Here is a 14,338-nt window from a genome sequence, read left to right on the forward strand (position 1 = left end):
TCAGTTCTTCTGCGCGATGTAGGCGCGCCAGCCACCAAGGTGGGTGATGTCTTCCGCGCCGGTAATCGCGCGCGGCTCGGCGACGAAGCCCTTGACGCTGCTGCCGTCTGCCAGCGTGACAGTGCCGATGGCAAGCGGAGCGGGAACCTCGACGGTGAAGCTGCCGAATTCGGCGACGCCGAGTTCATAAACTTCGACCGCGATCGCCGCGCCGCCTTCGGCGCTGTGAACCAGCGCGGGCTTGGGCGGCACGCTGTCGGCCATCGCGAAGAGCTTGTAGGCGGGCGCGGTGTGGGTGGCTTCCACGAACGTCGCCTCGCGCGAGGTGAGCTGCCAGTGGAGCGGCATGTCCTTGAGGTGGGCGCCGACGACGGCCAATTTCACGGTTTGCATATGTCCCTCGATGTCGAGTGGGGGCGGCGGGGCGAGATTGGCCTTCGCCAGATAGGCATCGGCGAGCGTGAGCAGGGCGCGATCAGTATCCGCGGGGCCGATCAGGGTAATGCCGAAGCCGGTGGCGTTGTGGCGCGTGCCGGCGGGAATGGCGAGCGCGGCCATGTCCAGCAGGTTCACGAAATTGGTATAGGCGCCGAGATTGCTGTTGAGCGCGATGGGGGCCTTGGCCAGTTCGGCGACGCGGTAGGTGGTGCCGGTGGTGGGGAATGCGAATGCGTCAAGCTCGCCCCACAGGAGGTCGGCATGGCGCTTCAGTTCGGCGAGACGGTAGACGCCGTTGAACGTCTCGACCGCAGTCTTGTCCCACCCGGCCTCGACCACGGCGCGCACGGTGGGATCGACGGCATCGGGATTCTCGCTAAGGATCTGGGCCATCGCGGCGGTGCGTTCGGCGACCCAGGGGCCACCGTAGAGCAGCTGCGCGGCTTCCTGCAGTGGGGCGATGTCGATCTCGACGATTTCGGTGAGGGTGGCGAGGTTGGCGAGCGCGCGGTCGTAGAGATATTCCGACTCCGCATCACCGAAGAACTGACGTTGCCGGCGAAGCGGGACGCCGATCTTGCGGGGGCTGATGGGGCGGTTCGCCAGCGGCTTGGACCATGCATCGGCAGGATCGAACCCTGCAAGGACGCTGTCGACAAGGCCGGCATCAGTGGTGTCGTGCGCGAAAACGGTGACGCAATCAACCGAACGACACGCCGGGACGACCCCGCGCGTGGGCCAGCGGCCTTTGGTCGGCTTGAAGCCGATCAGGTGGTTGAACGCGGCGGGGACGCGGCCAGAGCCTGCCGTATCGGTGCCGAGCGCGATGGGGACGAGGCCCGCGGCAACCGCGATGGCGGAGCCGGAGCTCGATCCGCCGCTGACATAGGCGCGGTTGAACGCGTTGCGCGGGATGCCATAGGGGCTGCGCACGCCGACGAGACCCGTTGCGAACTGATCGAGGTTGGTCTTGCCCATGCAGATCGCGCCAGCTGCGGTGAGGCGCTCGGCGACGGTGGAGCTGGCTTGAGGCTGGTAGGCGAAGGCCGGGCAGGCGGCGGTGGTCTCGAAGCCTTCGACGTCGATGTTGTCTTTCGCGGCGTAGGGGACGCCAGCAAGGGGCAGCGTTTCGCCTGCGGCGATGCGGGCATCGACGGCCCGAGCGGCGGCGAGGACTTGTTCGGCGCTCGCGCGGCTGATCCAGATTTGGGGCTGGATGGCGTCATAGGTGGCGATGCGGGCGAGCGCCGCTTCTACTTGCGCGACGGCGGTGGTTTCGCGTGCGTTGACGGCGGCGGCGATCTGGGTGGCGGTCATGCCGTGCGCCTCAGGGCGAGCATCGGCGAGCCGGGCTGCAGGGACTGCTTCTCCTTGATGTAGAGCGCCTCGATCGTGCCGGTGCCGGGGCTTTCGACGGGGCACTCCATCTTCATCGCCTCGATCACCGCGATGGTATCGCCCGCCTTCACCGCATCGCCGGCGGCGACGAGCAGCTTCCACACGCTGCCGCCGAATGGGGCTTCGACGAGGTCGGTGCCGTCGGGGACTTCGGTGGTGGCGGCTGCGGGCGTTTCGGCTTCGGCAAGATCGGTCACGCGGTCGAATTCGCCGCGGGCCTGCCAGTCGGCGCGTTCTGCGTCGAAAGCGGCCTTACGGTTGGCCTCGAATTCGCTGATGGCTTCGGCGTTGTCTGCAAGGAACTTGCGGTAATCGGCGAGGCGGAATTCGCTCGGCTCGATTTTGAGGGCGCGGCGGCCGGCGGGGAAATCGCGGCGCCATTCCACCAGTTCTTCGGCGCTGACCGGGTAGAAGCGGATCTGGTCGAAGAAGCGCAGCAGCCACGGCTTGCCTTCGGTGAAGGCATCCGTTTGCTTGTAGGTGTTCCACACCTGGACGGTGCGGCCGAACAGCTGGTAACCGCCCGGGCCCTCCATCCCGTAGATGCACATGTACGCGCCGCCGATGCCCACGACATTGGGCGGGGTCCATGTGCGCGCGGGGTTATACTTGGTGGTGACGAGGCGGTGGCGCGGATCGACTGGCGTGGCGACGGGTGCGCCCAGGTAGACGTCGCCGAGGCCCATGACGAGGTAGTTGGCCTCGAAGATCAGGTTCTCTACCGCAGCCGCATCATGCAGGCCATTGATGCGGCGAATGAATTCGATGTTGTCAGGGCACCATGGTGCATCGTCGCGGACGGCGGCGATGTATTTCTCGATGGTCTCAATCGTCGCGGGATCGCGCCATGAGAGCGGCAGGTGGACGACGCGCGAGGGGATGGTGAAGTCAGCGAGATCACCGAGACGCTCCTCAGCTTCGATCAGCGCGGCGAGCGCAGAGGCCTGATCAAGCTGCGCGCCATCGAAATGCAATTGCAGCGAGCGGATGCCGGGGACGATATCGATGACGCCCGGCAGTGCGAGGCGCTCGAGTTCGACCATCAGCGCGTGGACGCGGATGCGCAGTTCGATGTCGAGTACGATCTGGCCGTATTCGACGAGGATGTTGCGGTCGCCCTGCTGGCGGTAGATCGTGCGCGGACGGTTCGCTGTTTCGGCGATTTCGGCGAGGATCGGCGAGAGATGCGCGACGGGGCGATCGGGAACGGGGCCGGGCAGCGCGCCTTGGGTGAGCAGGCGCTGCTGGTCGGCGTCTGCCGCGGCGGCATCCGCGATGGTAACCGGGGCGAACCGCAGGCGGTCGCCAGGGACGAGCTGACCGAGCTTCCAGCGGTCGGCCGCAATGACCACGAAGGGGCAGACGAAACCACCGAGCGAGGGTCCGTCCGGGCCGAGGATGATCGGCATGTCGCCCGTAAAGTCGACGGCGCCGATGGCGTAGGGGTTATCGTGGATGTTCGAGGGGTGGAGGCCCGCTTCGCCGCCATCCTTGCGCGCCCAGTGCGGCTTTGGGCCGATAAGGCGCACGCCAGTTCGGTTGGAGTTGTAGTGCACCTGCCATTCGGCGGCGACGATCATCGCAATATCGTCGGGCGTGAAGAAATCGGGCGCGCCGTGTGGGCCGTAGAGGACCCGCAAGGTCCATTCGTTGCCGAGCGGCGGGAGCGCGGTGGTGGCAAGAGCCGGTTCGACGGGCTCGTCGCCGAGGTGGAGCACATCGCCTGCAACTAGCCGGCGCGCGGCGTGACCGCCGAACTGGCCGAGTTCGAACGTGGCGCGGCTGCCGAGGTAGGGCGCGATATCGAGGCCGCCCGCGAAGAGCAGGTAGCCGCGCATGCCGCCGCCCCGCGCGCGGCCGAGTGCGAGCGTCTGACCAGCAGCGATGGCGATCACCTGTCCGCGCGGGACGGGGGCGCCATCGAGCGTTGCGCCGAAATCGGCGCCGGTCAGCGCGACGCGCGCGGGTGCGGTGAATGCGAGGGTAGGGCCCGAATGGGTGAGTTCAAGGCCTGCGGTGCCTTCAGGATTGCCGAGCAGGCGGTTGCCGAGCCGGAACGACTGGTCGTCCATCGGCCCCGAAGGCGGCACGCCGACCGCCCAGAGGCGCTGGCGGCCGGGCCAGTCCTGCACTGTGGTGGCGGTGCCGCCGCTGACAACCCGGACGCTGCGCGGGGTGTAGGCAATGGTATCGAGGACGCGGGTCGAGACTTCGCCACTGGTGAAGGCGGGGGAGCGGACAACGTCGCGCAGCCATCGCAAATTGGTTTCGATCCCGTCGACGCGGGTTTCGCCGAGCGCGGTCTGCATCGCGGTGACGGCAAGGTCGCGCGTCGGCGCGTGGACGATGAGCTTGGCGAGCATGGGATCGTACCAAGCGGTGACCTCGCTGCCCGCCATGACCCAGGTTTCGGTGCGGATGTCCGCCGGGAACTCTACTGCAGTGAGTGTGCCCGAGGTGGGGCGGTAATCCAGCGCCGGGTCTTCCGCATAGAGACGGACCTGCACGGAATGGCCGTTTGGCAAGGTTGGCGCCGTGTCGAGGAAGCTGAAATCACCTGCGCCGCCGCGCACCATCCATTCGACAAGATCGATCCCCATGACCATCTCGGTCACGCCGTGCTCGACCTGCAGGCGGGTGTTCATCTCGAGGAAGTAGAACTGCTCGCGCTCGGCATCGTAGAGGAATTCGACCGTGCCGGCATTGCGATAACGCGCGGCTTCACCGAGGCGGATCGCAGCGGTGTAGAGATCCTGCCTGATCTGCTCGGGCAGCAGCGGCGCGGGGGATTCCTCGACCACTTTCTGATTGCGCCGCTGGAGCGAGCAATCGCGTTCGCCGAGGGCCACGACCCGGCCTTCGCCATCGCCAAAGATCTGCACTTCGACATGGCGCGCGCGGCGTACGTAGCGTTCCAGGAAGACACCTGCATCGCCGAAGTTGCTCTGGCCGAGGCGGGCGACGGTAGCGAAGCCTTCCTGCACATCGGCCTGACTTTCGCAGACGCGCATGCCGATGCCGCCGCCGCCGGCGGTCGCCTTGAGCATGACCGGAAAGCCGATTTCGTTGGCGGCGCCGAGCGCTTCCTTCTCGCTCGTCAGCAGCTCGGAGCCGGGGGCGAGCGGCACACCGTGCGCCTTGGCGAGCGCGCGGGCGCTGTGCTTGAGGCCGAACATGCGGATGTTGTCGGGCGTGGGGCCGATGAAGACGATCCCGGCAGCGGCGCAGGCTTCGGCGAAGTCGGTGTTCTCGGCCAGGAAGCCGTAGCCGGGATGGACCGCGCCCGCGCCAGTGACCTTGGCCGCGGCGAGGATCGCGTCGATGTTGAGATAGCTTTCCGAAGGCCGCGCGCCGCCGATGCAGACTGCCTCGTCAGCCTCGGAGACATGGAGCGAGCCCGCATCGGCCTCCGAATAGACCGCGACCGAGCGCAGCCCCATGCGGCGCAAGGTGCGGATGATCCGGGTGGCAATGGCCCCGCGGTTGGCAATGAGGACGGTGTCGAAGCTCATGTGGGATTTCGCGCTCACTGCCCCCCTCCCCGGCGGGGAGGGGCTGGGGGTGGGGGTACGAGATTTGCTGCTTCAGGCGCAGGGCACCCCCACCCGGCCTCCCCCGAGCGGGGGAGAGGAAGAAGGGCAGTGCGGTGCCCGACGTGGCTCATGCCGCGACGATCATGCGCACGGGCGTGGGATTGAAGCCGTTGCAGGGGTTGTTGATCTGCGGGCAGTTCGAGACGACGACGATGACGTCCATCTCGGCCTTGAGATCAACGGTTAGGCCGGGCGCGGAGATGCCGTCGACGATGCCGAGCGCCCCGTCCGCTTCCACCGGCACGTTCATGAAGAAGTTGATGTTGGCGACGATATCGCGTTTGCCGCGGCCTTCGGTGAGGTTGGCTTCGAGAAAGTTTTCCACGCAGGCGTGCTGTGCCTTGGTGTGGTGGCCATAGCGCAGCGTGTTGCTCTCGCAGGAGCAGGCGCCGCCGATGGTATCGTGGTATTCGACTGTCGTACCGGCGATGGTCATCATCGGGCGGCCCTCGTTCGAGCGCAGCACGGTGCCGGTGCGCAGGAACAGGTTGCCCTGTGCCGCCACGGTGTCCTGCGCCGAATAGCGCTCGGTATCGTCAGCCTCGCTATAGAGAAGGAAGTCCACCGCCTGGTTGCCTTCGAGGTCGACGATGCGCAGCGTCTGACCCTTCTTGATGTGATGGATCCAGGGAGCGCGGGCGGGGACGACTTCGTCATGGACGATCGTATCGGGCAGGCCGTCGTGGTGCGGATCGCGGTTGAGCATGGGTCAGTCTCCGGTCAGCGACGATAGTAGTCTTCGACGTTGAGGAAGGCGCGCAGGCCCTCCGGCGTCGCGGTGCGGATGGGATCGTCTTCGGCGGCCACCGGCCCGCGCCATGCTGTCGCGCGCAGGGGGGTGACGGTGTAGTCAGGCCGGGGATCGAGCACGTGGGGGACGTTGGCGATCACCACGATGACCTCCATCTCGGCGCGCAGGACGACTTCGCGGCCCGGCTCGAAGGGGCCGATCTGCGGCTCGATGGTGCCGTCATCGGCAATGCGCGCGCCCTTGAACAGGGTAACGGCGGCGTGGATATCGCGGCGCTGAAGGCCGTGCTTGGCGGCGCCGAGGAGGAAGCGGTCGCGGCCGTTGGGGAACTGCCCGCTGTTGCGTCCGTCGCCATACTTGGCGGCGTTGGTGTAGGCGTTGGAGGTGCCGGAGAACGTATCGTGCGCGCCGCCGGTCGTGTCCTCGGCAATGCTCATCAGGACGCGGCCCATATCGGACAAGAGCAGCTTGCCCGCGCCGAGATAGGCGTTCCACTGGATCTTTACCGTATCGGCAAAGCTGTAGCGCTCGGTCGGCATTTCGGCGTTGAAGATCTGGAAGCTCGCGCAGGCATCGCCCTTCGCGTCTATGAGGCGCAAGCGCGCGCCGCGCGGCAGGCGGCGGGTGGCGTAGCCGCCGGGGGCCAAGGTTTCCTCCCAGAGCAGGTCGGACGCAGGGACGCCTTCGGGCAGGTCCGGCGCGGCGGGTGGGAGGACGGGCATCGCCTCCACCACGGTGCCGCCTTGCGCACGGGCGTGATCGCGGGCTGCGTTGGGATTGGCCAGAATTGCTGCGGGCGTTGCGGTCATGCGGCGGCTCCCTGCGGCGCATCGGCTTCGGGCTCGTAGAGCTGCGGAAGGAGCGCGGTGGTGGTGACGAGTTCGAGCTGCTGGACCCCGCGCACGCGCCGCAGCGCGTCCGACAGATCCTTGAGACGGGCGGCGGGGCCCTGGACGAGGAGCACCTCGAGCGATTGGTCATCCTCGAGGAAGACGTGCTGCGAGGAGATCACTTCCTTGAGATAGTGCGCCTGCGTCTGCGCGAGCTGGTGGCGCACGCGGCCGCGTTCGCCGCGGTAGACGAGCGTGATTGTGCCGGCGAGCATCTCGTCGGGCCGGGTGAAGGCCTCATGCGCGGCAAGCGCATGGCGGATCAGCTCGGCCATGAGCTGCGAGCGCGAAGGGAGCTGGCGCTCGGTCACCATCATGTCGAGCTTGCGGAACAATTCGGCCGGAAGGCTCATGCTGAGCCGGGCGAGGCCTGTGGGTTCTGGACTCATGGGCTGTTCTCTCTCAGCTGGCGGCAGTTGCGGGCTGGGGCGCGGCTTCCGGCTCCGGGGCCGGGACCGGGGGGCCGCGCAAGGGGAGGTCGTAGACGGCGGTCGCACCGTAGCGGTGCGGCGCGTGGGGATCGTGGCGGCGCTTGTCGAGCGCAAGGACGCGCGTGCCGAGCGTGAAGGCTTCCTTGATGTCGTGCGTGACCATGACGACCGTGAGCGCATAGTCGCGCCACAGGCGGGTGATCAGGCCATGCATGTCGGCGCGAATGCCGGGATCGAGCGCGCCGAAGGGTTCATCGAGGAGGAGGATGCGCGGCCGCTTGATGAGGGCCTGCGCGATGGCGAGGCGCTGCTGCATGCCGCCCGACATCTGCGCGGGGTAGAGGTGGAGGCTGTCTGCAAGTCCGACCGCTTCGAGCATTTCGGTTGCCTGCGCCTCGGCCTTGCGACGGGCAGCGCCGAAAAGCCGCGCGGCAAATGGGGCGGCCGGGCATTCGAGGCCGAAGGTGACGTTGCCGAGAACCGTCATATGCGGGAAGACCGAATAACGCTGGAAGACGACGCCGCGATCGGGCCCGCACTGGGGGGTGAGCGGCTCGCCGTCGAGCAGGATCTTGCCGCGCGTGGGCGCTTCCTGCCCGAGGATGAGGCGCAGCAGGCTCGATTTGCCCGCGCCCGAGGGGCCGATGATAGAGAGGAAGGCGCCTTCGGCCACCTGGAGGTTGACCTTTTCGAGCACGACTTTGTCGCCGTACTCCACCCAGACGTTCTTGAGCTGGAGGAGCGCGTTCATCTGCCGTCTCCATGGGCCCAGGGGAATGCGCGCTTGCTGATCGCGGCGAGCGTCACGTCCATCAGGATGGCAAGCAGCGCGATCCACGCGACGTAAGGGATGATCACGTCCATCGAGAGATAACGGCGGACGAGAAAGATGCGGTAGCCGAGACCGATATCGGAGGCGACGGCTTCGGCGGAGATAAGGAAGACCCACGCCGGACCGAGCGCAAGGCGGATCGCCTGGAGGAGGCGCGGCATCGCCTGCGGCAGCGCAACGCGGGCGATGATCTGCCACGAGTTGGCCCCGAGGGTCTCGGCCTTGATGATCTGCTCGCGTGGCAGGCTGCCTACATGCGCGGCGATATCGCGGACCATGACGGGCGCAACGCCGATGGCGATGAGGACGACCTTCGAGGTTTCACCGAGGCCAAGCGCGATGAACAGGATGGGCAGCAGCGCAATCGGCGGGATCACCGCGATGCCGGTGACCAGCGGGCTCAGCGCTGCGCGCACCGGCGGCAGCGCGCCGATGAGCAGGCCAAGAATAAGTGCGAACAGCGTCGCGATGCCAAGCCCCAGTCCGAGCCGCTGGAGGCTGGCAAAGGTATCGGCCCAGAACACGAGGTTGCCCGAAAGCGGATCGGGCGTGGTAAGCAGATCGGTGATCGCCTTGGCCATCCCGGAGGGGAGCGGGAAGATCTTGTCTGACGGGTTGGCGGCATGGCGCTGCACCGCGGTGATCAGGTAGAACACCAAGAGCAGCAGGATCGGTGCACCGCCCGCAATCAGGCGGTCACGCCTCGAAAGATGCCAGTTGATCCAGCGCATGCGCTCAGATCTTCCCGTCTGCGGCGAGCTTCATGAAGCTGTCGTCGAAGCGCAAGGTGACATTGGCCCCATCGCCGAGCGTCTTGCCGCCGGGGAACGCGATGCCGACCGCATCGGCGGAGGTGGCGCCCTTGAACAAGCCCTTGGAAAAGCTGAAATCGCGCACCCGCGTCATTGTGGTGACCAGCGCAGGGGACTGCGCGGCGGCGACGGCGGCCTTGGGATCTGTGTATAGGAAGGTCGTCTTTAGCTGGCTGTCGAAGGTTTCGGGCGCGGCGCCGGCGAGCTTGGCCATTGCGGCGCGCGCTGCCTTCCCTTCGGCATCCTGCCGCATCATCAGTTGCACGGTATCGTACCAGATGCCCGCGAGCGCCTTGCCGAGATCGGGGTTAGCCTTGAGCGTGGCGGTATCGACGACGAGGAGATCGAGGATCTCACCCGGAATGTCGGCCGAGGAGAACACCTGCGTGACACCGGGTTGCGCGCGCATAACCGAAAGCTGCGGGTTCCACGCAACCGCCGCGGTCACATCGGCGCTGGCGAAGGCGCCGACGATATCGGCATCGGCGGTGTTGACCGTCTTCACGTCGGTCATGCCCATTCCGCCCTTTTCCAGCGCGCGGGCGAGGAGGTAGTGCGAGACCGAGAGCTCCACCAGATTAACCGAGCGGCCCTTGATGGCGCTCAGGCTGGTCGCGCCCTTGAGCAGCACGCCGTCGTTGCCGTTCGAATAGTCGCCAAGGATGACGGCGGTTGTGTCCTTGCCGCCGGCCGCCGGGATCGTCAGCGCGTCCATGTTGGCAAGGGTGACGCCGTCGAGTTTGCCGGCGGTGTACTGGTTGATCGATTCGACGTAGTCGTTGACCTGCACGATCTTGATCTTGAGGTGGTATTTGTCCTCCCACTTTTTCACGATGCCGGCCTGCTGCGCATAGGGCCAGGGCATCCAGCCGGCATAGATCGACCAGCCGATGCTGAATTCGCTCTTCTTTTCAGCCGGAGCATTGCTGCCGCCTGCGCAGCCGCCAATTGCAAGCGTTGTAGCAAGCGCTGCGGCAAGGAGAGAACCGGTGAGCGCCCGGCGGGGCCTGGCGGGGGAGGTGTTTGACACGATTCTGTCTCCTTTCGCAGTGCAGCATTGCGAGAAACAATCCACTTGTCCATGCCAAAATGTTACGTTCCTGAAAAAACGTAATACCATCTCCATGCAGGGCCGCGCAGATTCGGCGAATCAGGGGAGGGGTTCGCGGGCATTGTGTTGATTCGGCGCAACGGCTGCAGGCTGTGGTGTGCGCCTTGAGCCGATCGATGCGGCAGTTGCACAGGAAAAATACCAAGGATTTCCGCAGTGCAGCGGAGGGTGGATAATACCGGGATCGTGTCGAATTATTACGCTTGACCTGTTATGTAATATCGATAACGTAACTGAAATGTCGCAGAAGGAGCAATCCTTTGCGGCGCAAGCAACGACATTTCAAGTCAGGCGAATGCTTGTCTGGCGGCGATATTCTGCACGGCACAGTCGATGCGGGAGCGTTGGTGTGTGTTTTCGGTAATAGTTTGCGAAAGCGGGCAGCAATCACGAGATGATGTATTTGCTGGATGACGGGCCCTTCAGGTCGAATTGCCTCTTGGTTCATCTGGCGTCTTGAAGAATACGATCGCCTTCATGGTGATTGTGAAGTGAGGGAATGACGACGGCGCCAGAACTGCAAACGGTTCGGCGCGCCCCGCGCAAAGTGGGCAAACAGGGATGGGGATGTCGCTTCGAGAAGGCTTTCACGCAGGCAACGCGGGGGCTCGAGTGACCAAGAAATCTTTCAAGACGACACTGGCCAAACAGGCCCTGTTCGGTGCGACGATCCTGATGGGCAGCACCGCTTTTCCCGCATTGGCGCAGATTGCGCCAGAAGCTGCGGGTGACGCGCCGCAGGCGGCAGCGGTCGAGGACAATAGCGCCATCGTGGTGACCGCCACCCGGCGCGCGACGTCGCTGCAGGACGTGCCGATCAACATCACCGCGGTAAGCGCCGACCAGCTTGCGCGCCAGCGCATCGACGACGTGCGCGACATCGCCGACTTCACGCCTGGCATCACGATTGCGGACACCGGTCCGGGCTCGACCGGCACAATCGTTCTGCGCGGCCTCAACGCCTCCGACTCTGACACGACCGGCGCAACCTATGACAACGCGCTGGGTGTCTATCTCGGCGAAGTCCCGCTCTACTTCGACTTCAAGATGCTCGATATCGCGCGCGTCGAGACGCTGCTCGGTCCGCAAGGCACGCTCTACGGTCTCGGTACGCTGGCGGGCGCCATCCGCAACATCCCCAACCGTCCGGACACGACCAACTACAGCGGGGAAATGCACGGCCGTCTTTACGCCAAGAACCAGGCCTCGAAGGCCGGTTATCAGATCGACGGCGTGATCAACATTCCGATCGTGAAGGACCACATCGCCTTCCGCTCGGCGACCGGCTACTATTTTGACCCGGGCTTCATCGATTATCCGCTGATCGTGAAGACGCCGGGCGTCTCCCTGCCTCAGGCGCCCCGCTCGCCCGCGATCACGCAGGCCTTCGCCGATGCAAACTTCGCCGGGCAGAAGGATCTCAACTATGAGAAGACCTTCACCACCCGCAACCAGCTGCTCGTGCAGGTGACGCCCGACCTCTCGGTCGATTTCACTTACGCCTTCCAGCACACCAAGACCGGCGGCGGCCAGTACAACAGCAACGGCGTGTTCGGCACCGGCAAGTATGAAAGCGCGGCCCGCTTTGCCGAGCCCGTGGATCGCCGCGCGCACCTCGCCAGCGTGGAGATCAACGCGAATGTTGCGGAAATCTTCGATCTTGTCGCCACCACGGCCTACACCCAAGTGAAGAACAAGCGGATCGGGGACAACACCGACCTCCTGCTCGATCTCGACTATGACTACGAGCTGTTCCCTGCCTTCACCAGCTACAACGAGAGCGAAAACACCCGCAACCAGTTCAACAACGAGGTCCGCCTCGTCTCGACACATGGCGGGCCGTTCAGCTGGGTGCTTGGCGGGTTCTTCAACGAGCAGAAGCTGCAGGCCGATTACCGCGAACACGTACCGGGCCTGCCCGGCGTCGATCTGGTGCGTAACCCCGAGGAGATCGAGTACGCATCGTTCAACCGCGCCAAGATCAGCGAGCGCGCGGTGTTCGGCGAGGGTACGTTCAAGATCACGCCGGAATGGCAAGTCACGGCGGGCGGACGTCTGTTCAACTACACGTCGAAGGTTTCGGGGCGCGCGGTCACGCCGCTGCTGGGCGATCCCATCAGCCCCTATGCCCTCACGGCAGCCGGCGGGACGTCGCGCAAGGGCGGCAACGTGTGGAAGTTGAACACGTCATACAAGTTCTCGTCGGGCCTGATGCTCTACGCGACCTATAGCAAGGGCTATCGCATCGGCGGACCCAACACGGTTGCCCCTTGCGTGCTGCCGCTCAAGCCGCCGCCGTTCCAGAACGTCTGCGCGTTGCCGAACGAGCAGCAGTTTGGCCCGGACTCGACCAAGAACCTCGAGGTGGGTATCCGCGCCGAGCTGTTTGACCGCAAGCTGACCTTGAACATGAACGCGTTCAAGATCGATTGGGACGGCATCCAGGTCGCCTCCGCCACGGTCAACGGCATCGTCGGCATCACGGTCAACGGCGGCAAGGCGAAGTCCGAAGGTTTCGAGACCTCGTTCCAGCTGCGGCCCATCGATGGTCTGTCGATCCAGGGGACCTACTCGTACACGAACGCAAGGCTGACGCAGGACGTTGCCAAGATCATCTCGGTGAACAGCCCGGCCGGCAAGTATCCCAGCTCGCCGATCCAACTCGACGCGCTGAGCGGTGACCGCCTGCCCGGCTCGACCCGGCACAGCGGCAGCCTTGGTATCAACTACACCAAGCCAATGCTGGGCGGTGATGTCACCGCCGACTGGACCGCGACCTATCGCGGCGACGTCGTGACGCGTCTTGGCTGGGACCGCGCCTTTGGTGACAAGCTGGACGGCTTCATCCTGCACCGCGCTTCGCTGAGCTGGCAGAATGATACGTTCACGTTCGGTCTCTACGCCAACAACATCTTCAACAAGTACGCGGTGACAGCGATTTCCAACGACCGTTCGCGGATAGGTGTCAACGACGGGGTGCGCCTGCGCTACTTCCGCCGCACCGTGATCACCCCGCGTACTGTCGGACTGGAGTTCCGGGTGAAGTACTGAGCGAAGTACTTCGTTTGGGGGGATGACTGCACAATAGGGGGCGGGGTTGATCCTCGCCCCCGATTGCGCAATCCTGCTGCAGCAAAGGCTGGCAGCAGAACAGGATAACGAGCAACAACAGGCGAGGAGTTGCAGGGTCATGAGCTTGGGCTTGAAGAAGCTGGCGGTCGATTGCCTTCCGCCCGCGACATTGGCGGCGGTGGTGGCATTCTGGTATTTCGCGCCTGCTGCAGTGGTCGCGAACCCGTGGACTTCGCTCATCGTCAACGCCGTTGTCACGGCATTCGTACTCGGCCTCGAACTCGTTTTCGAACGTCACGCCGGTTGGCGGATCAACCGCGAGGAGTTCTTCACCGATCTCTTCTACTTCGTGCTGATCAACACCGTGATCGGACGGATGGCCTATATCCTTTCCGAAGCACCGCTGCGTTCGCTCAAGGAATCCTGGGGCATCGCGACCCCATGGGTGACTGAGATGCCGTTCCTCGCCCAGGTCGCGCTTGTCGTGTTCCTGTGGGAATTCGGCCAGTATTGGATGCACCGGCTGATGCACAACTGGGAGCCCTTCTGGCTGACCCATGCACCGCACCACCACATCACGCAGCTCAATGCCATGAAGGGCGCTGTCGGAAACCCGATCGAGCTGTTCCTGATCAGCCTCGGCATCGTCGCCTTGCTCGACGTTTCCCCGGCGGCGTACCTCTGCGCGTTTGCCACGACCAACGTGATCGCAACTTATGCCCATGCCAACGTGAAGAGCGATCCGCCGCTGTTCTACAGCTTCTTCTTCACCACGATCCGCCACCACAGCTTCCACCATTCGGTGGGTTATGAAAACACCCGCTGCAACTATGGCAATTCGCTGATCCTGATCGACCGGATGTTCGGCACCTACAAGGAAGGTGAGGGCGTGCTTGTCGGACAGGACGACCGCCGGCGGCTGACGATCTGGGAGCAGTTCGTGTTCCCGTTCAAGCCGCTGATCGAGATGGTGGAGCGGCGCAAGGACAAGTCGTCCGCTGCCGGATAAA

General features: G+C 64.9%; 10 protein-coding genes. 2 read left to right on the forward strand and 8 right to left on the reverse strand.

Translation table 11 applies throughout. The features are described from left to right. From atzF to Q0082_RS14620, 8 genes are all read right to left on the reverse strand, one after another. Positions 1-1,755 carry an allophanate hydrolase gene (atzF, locus tag Q0082_RS14585; RefSeq protein WP_298193961.1) on the reverse strand — a complete coding sequence of 585 codons (1,755 nt, stop codon included), beginning with the start codon at positions 1,753-1,755 and terminating at the stop codon, positions 1-3. Next, the gene (gene uca / locus Q0082_RS14590; RefSeq protein ID WP_298194196.1) at positions 1,752-5,348 is read right to left on the reverse strand and encodes an urea carboxylase; all 3,597 of its coding nucleotides are present in this window, start codon (positions 5,346-5,348) and stop codon (positions 1,752-1,754) included. The genes atzF and uca overlap by 4 nt, the downstream gene beginning before the upstream one ends. Positions 5,349-5,496: 148 nt before the next feature. Beyond that, positions 5,497-6,135 (reverse strand): urea amidolyase associated protein UAAP2, encoded by a 639-nt coding sequence (locus Q0082_RS14595; RefSeq protein ID WP_298193963.1) that lies wholly within the window; start codon positions 6,133-6,135, stop codon positions 5,497-5,499. 14 nt (positions 6,136-6,149) lie between these two features. Beyond that, the gene (locus Q0082_RS14600) at positions 6,150-6,989 is read right to left on the reverse strand and encodes an urea amidolyase associated protein UAAP1 (protein ID WP_298193965.1); all 840 of its coding nucleotides are present in this window, start codon (positions 6,987-6,989) and stop codon (positions 6,150-6,152) included. Further along, positions 6,986-7,459 (reverse strand): CopG family ribbon-helix-helix protein, encoded by a 474-nt coding sequence (locus tag Q0082_RS14605; RefSeq protein ID WP_298193968.1) that lies wholly within the window; start codon positions 7,457-7,459, stop codon positions 6,986-6,988. Before Q0082_RS14605 ends, Q0082_RS14600 begins: the two co-directional genes overlap by 4 nt. A 13-nt stretch (positions 7,460-7,472) precedes the next feature. Then, on the reverse strand, positions 7,473-8,252 hold the full coding sequence (locus Q0082_RS14610; protein ID WP_298193971.1) for an ABC transporter ATP-binding protein: 780 nt from the start codon (positions 8,250-8,252) through the stop codon (positions 7,473-7,475). Beyond that, positions 8,249-9,064: an ABC transporter permease gene (locus Q0082_RS14615; RefSeq protein WP_298193973.1), complete on the reverse strand. Its 816-nt coding sequence runs from the start codon at positions 9,062-9,064 to the stop codon at positions 8,249-8,251. Before Q0082_RS14615 ends, Q0082_RS14610 begins: the two co-directional genes overlap by 4 nt. A gap of 4 nt (positions 9,065-9,068) precedes the next feature. Then, entirely contained in the window at positions 9,069-10,094 is a 1,026-nt protein-coding gene (locus Q0082_RS14620; RefSeq protein ID WP_298194198.1) for a putative urea ABC transporter substrate-binding protein, read from the reverse strand. A gap of 837 nt (positions 10,095-10,931) precedes the next feature. Between Q0082_RS14620 and Q0082_RS14625 the strand changes: the two genes are divergently transcribed. Both Q0082_RS14625 and Q0082_RS14630 read left to right on the forward strand, forming a co-directional pair. After that, positions 10,932-13,307 carry a TonB-dependent receptor gene (locus Q0082_RS14625; RefSeq protein ID WP_298194200.1) on the forward strand — a complete coding sequence of 792 codons (2,376 nt, stop codon included), beginning with the start codon at positions 10,932-10,934 and terminating at the stop codon, positions 13,305-13,307. Between the two features lie 139 nt (positions 13,308-13,446). Further along, a complete protein-coding gene (locus Q0082_RS14630) occupies positions 13,447-14,337 on the forward strand; it encodes a sterol desaturase family protein (protein ID WP_298193977.1) in 891 nt (296 codons plus the stop codon). The last annotated feature ends 1 nt before the right edge of the window (position 14,338 follow it).

The organism is Novosphingobium sp. (assembly GCF_027489515.1).
Lineage (GTDB): Bacteria > Pseudomonadota > Alphaproteobacteria > Sphingomonadales > Sphingomonadaceae > Novosphingobium.

Excerpts from the sequence above, each read along its gene's own strand:
- atzF (WP_298193961.1), bottom strand. The coding sequence starts at position 1,755 with ATGACCGCCACCCAGATCGCCGCCGCCGTCAACGCACGCGAAACCACC.
- uca (WP_298194196.1), bottom strand. The coding sequence starts at position 5,348 with ATGAGCTTCGACACCGTCCTCATTGCCAACCGCGGGGCCATTGCCACC.
- Q0082_RS14595 (WP_298193963.1), bottom strand. The coding sequence starts at position 6,135 with ATGCTCAACCGCGATCCGCACCACGACGGCCTGCCCGATACGATCGTC.
- Q0082_RS14600 (WP_298193965.1), bottom strand. The coding sequence starts at position 6,989 with ATGACCGCAACGCCCGCAGCAATTCTGGCCAATCCCAACGCAGCCCGC.
- Q0082_RS14605 (WP_298193968.1), bottom strand. The coding sequence starts at position 7,459 with ATGAGTCCAGAACCCACAGGCCTCGCCCGGCTCAGCATGAGCCTTCCG.
- Q0082_RS14610 (WP_298193971.1), bottom strand. The coding sequence starts at position 8,252 with ATGAACGCGCTCCTCCAGCTCAAGAACGTCTGGGTGGAGTACGGCGAC.
- Q0082_RS14615 (WP_298193973.1), bottom strand. The coding sequence starts at position 9,064 with ATGCGCTGGATCAACTGGCATCTTTCGAGGCGTGACCGCCTGATTGCG.
- Q0082_RS14625 (WP_298194200.1), top strand. The coding sequence starts at position 10,932 with ATGGGCAGCACCGCTTTTCCCGCATTGGCGCAGATTGCGCCAGAAGCT.
- Q0082_RS14630 (WP_298193977.1), top strand. The coding sequence starts at position 13,447 with ATGAGCTTGGGCTTGAAGAAGCTGGCGGTCGATTGCCTTCCGCCCGCG.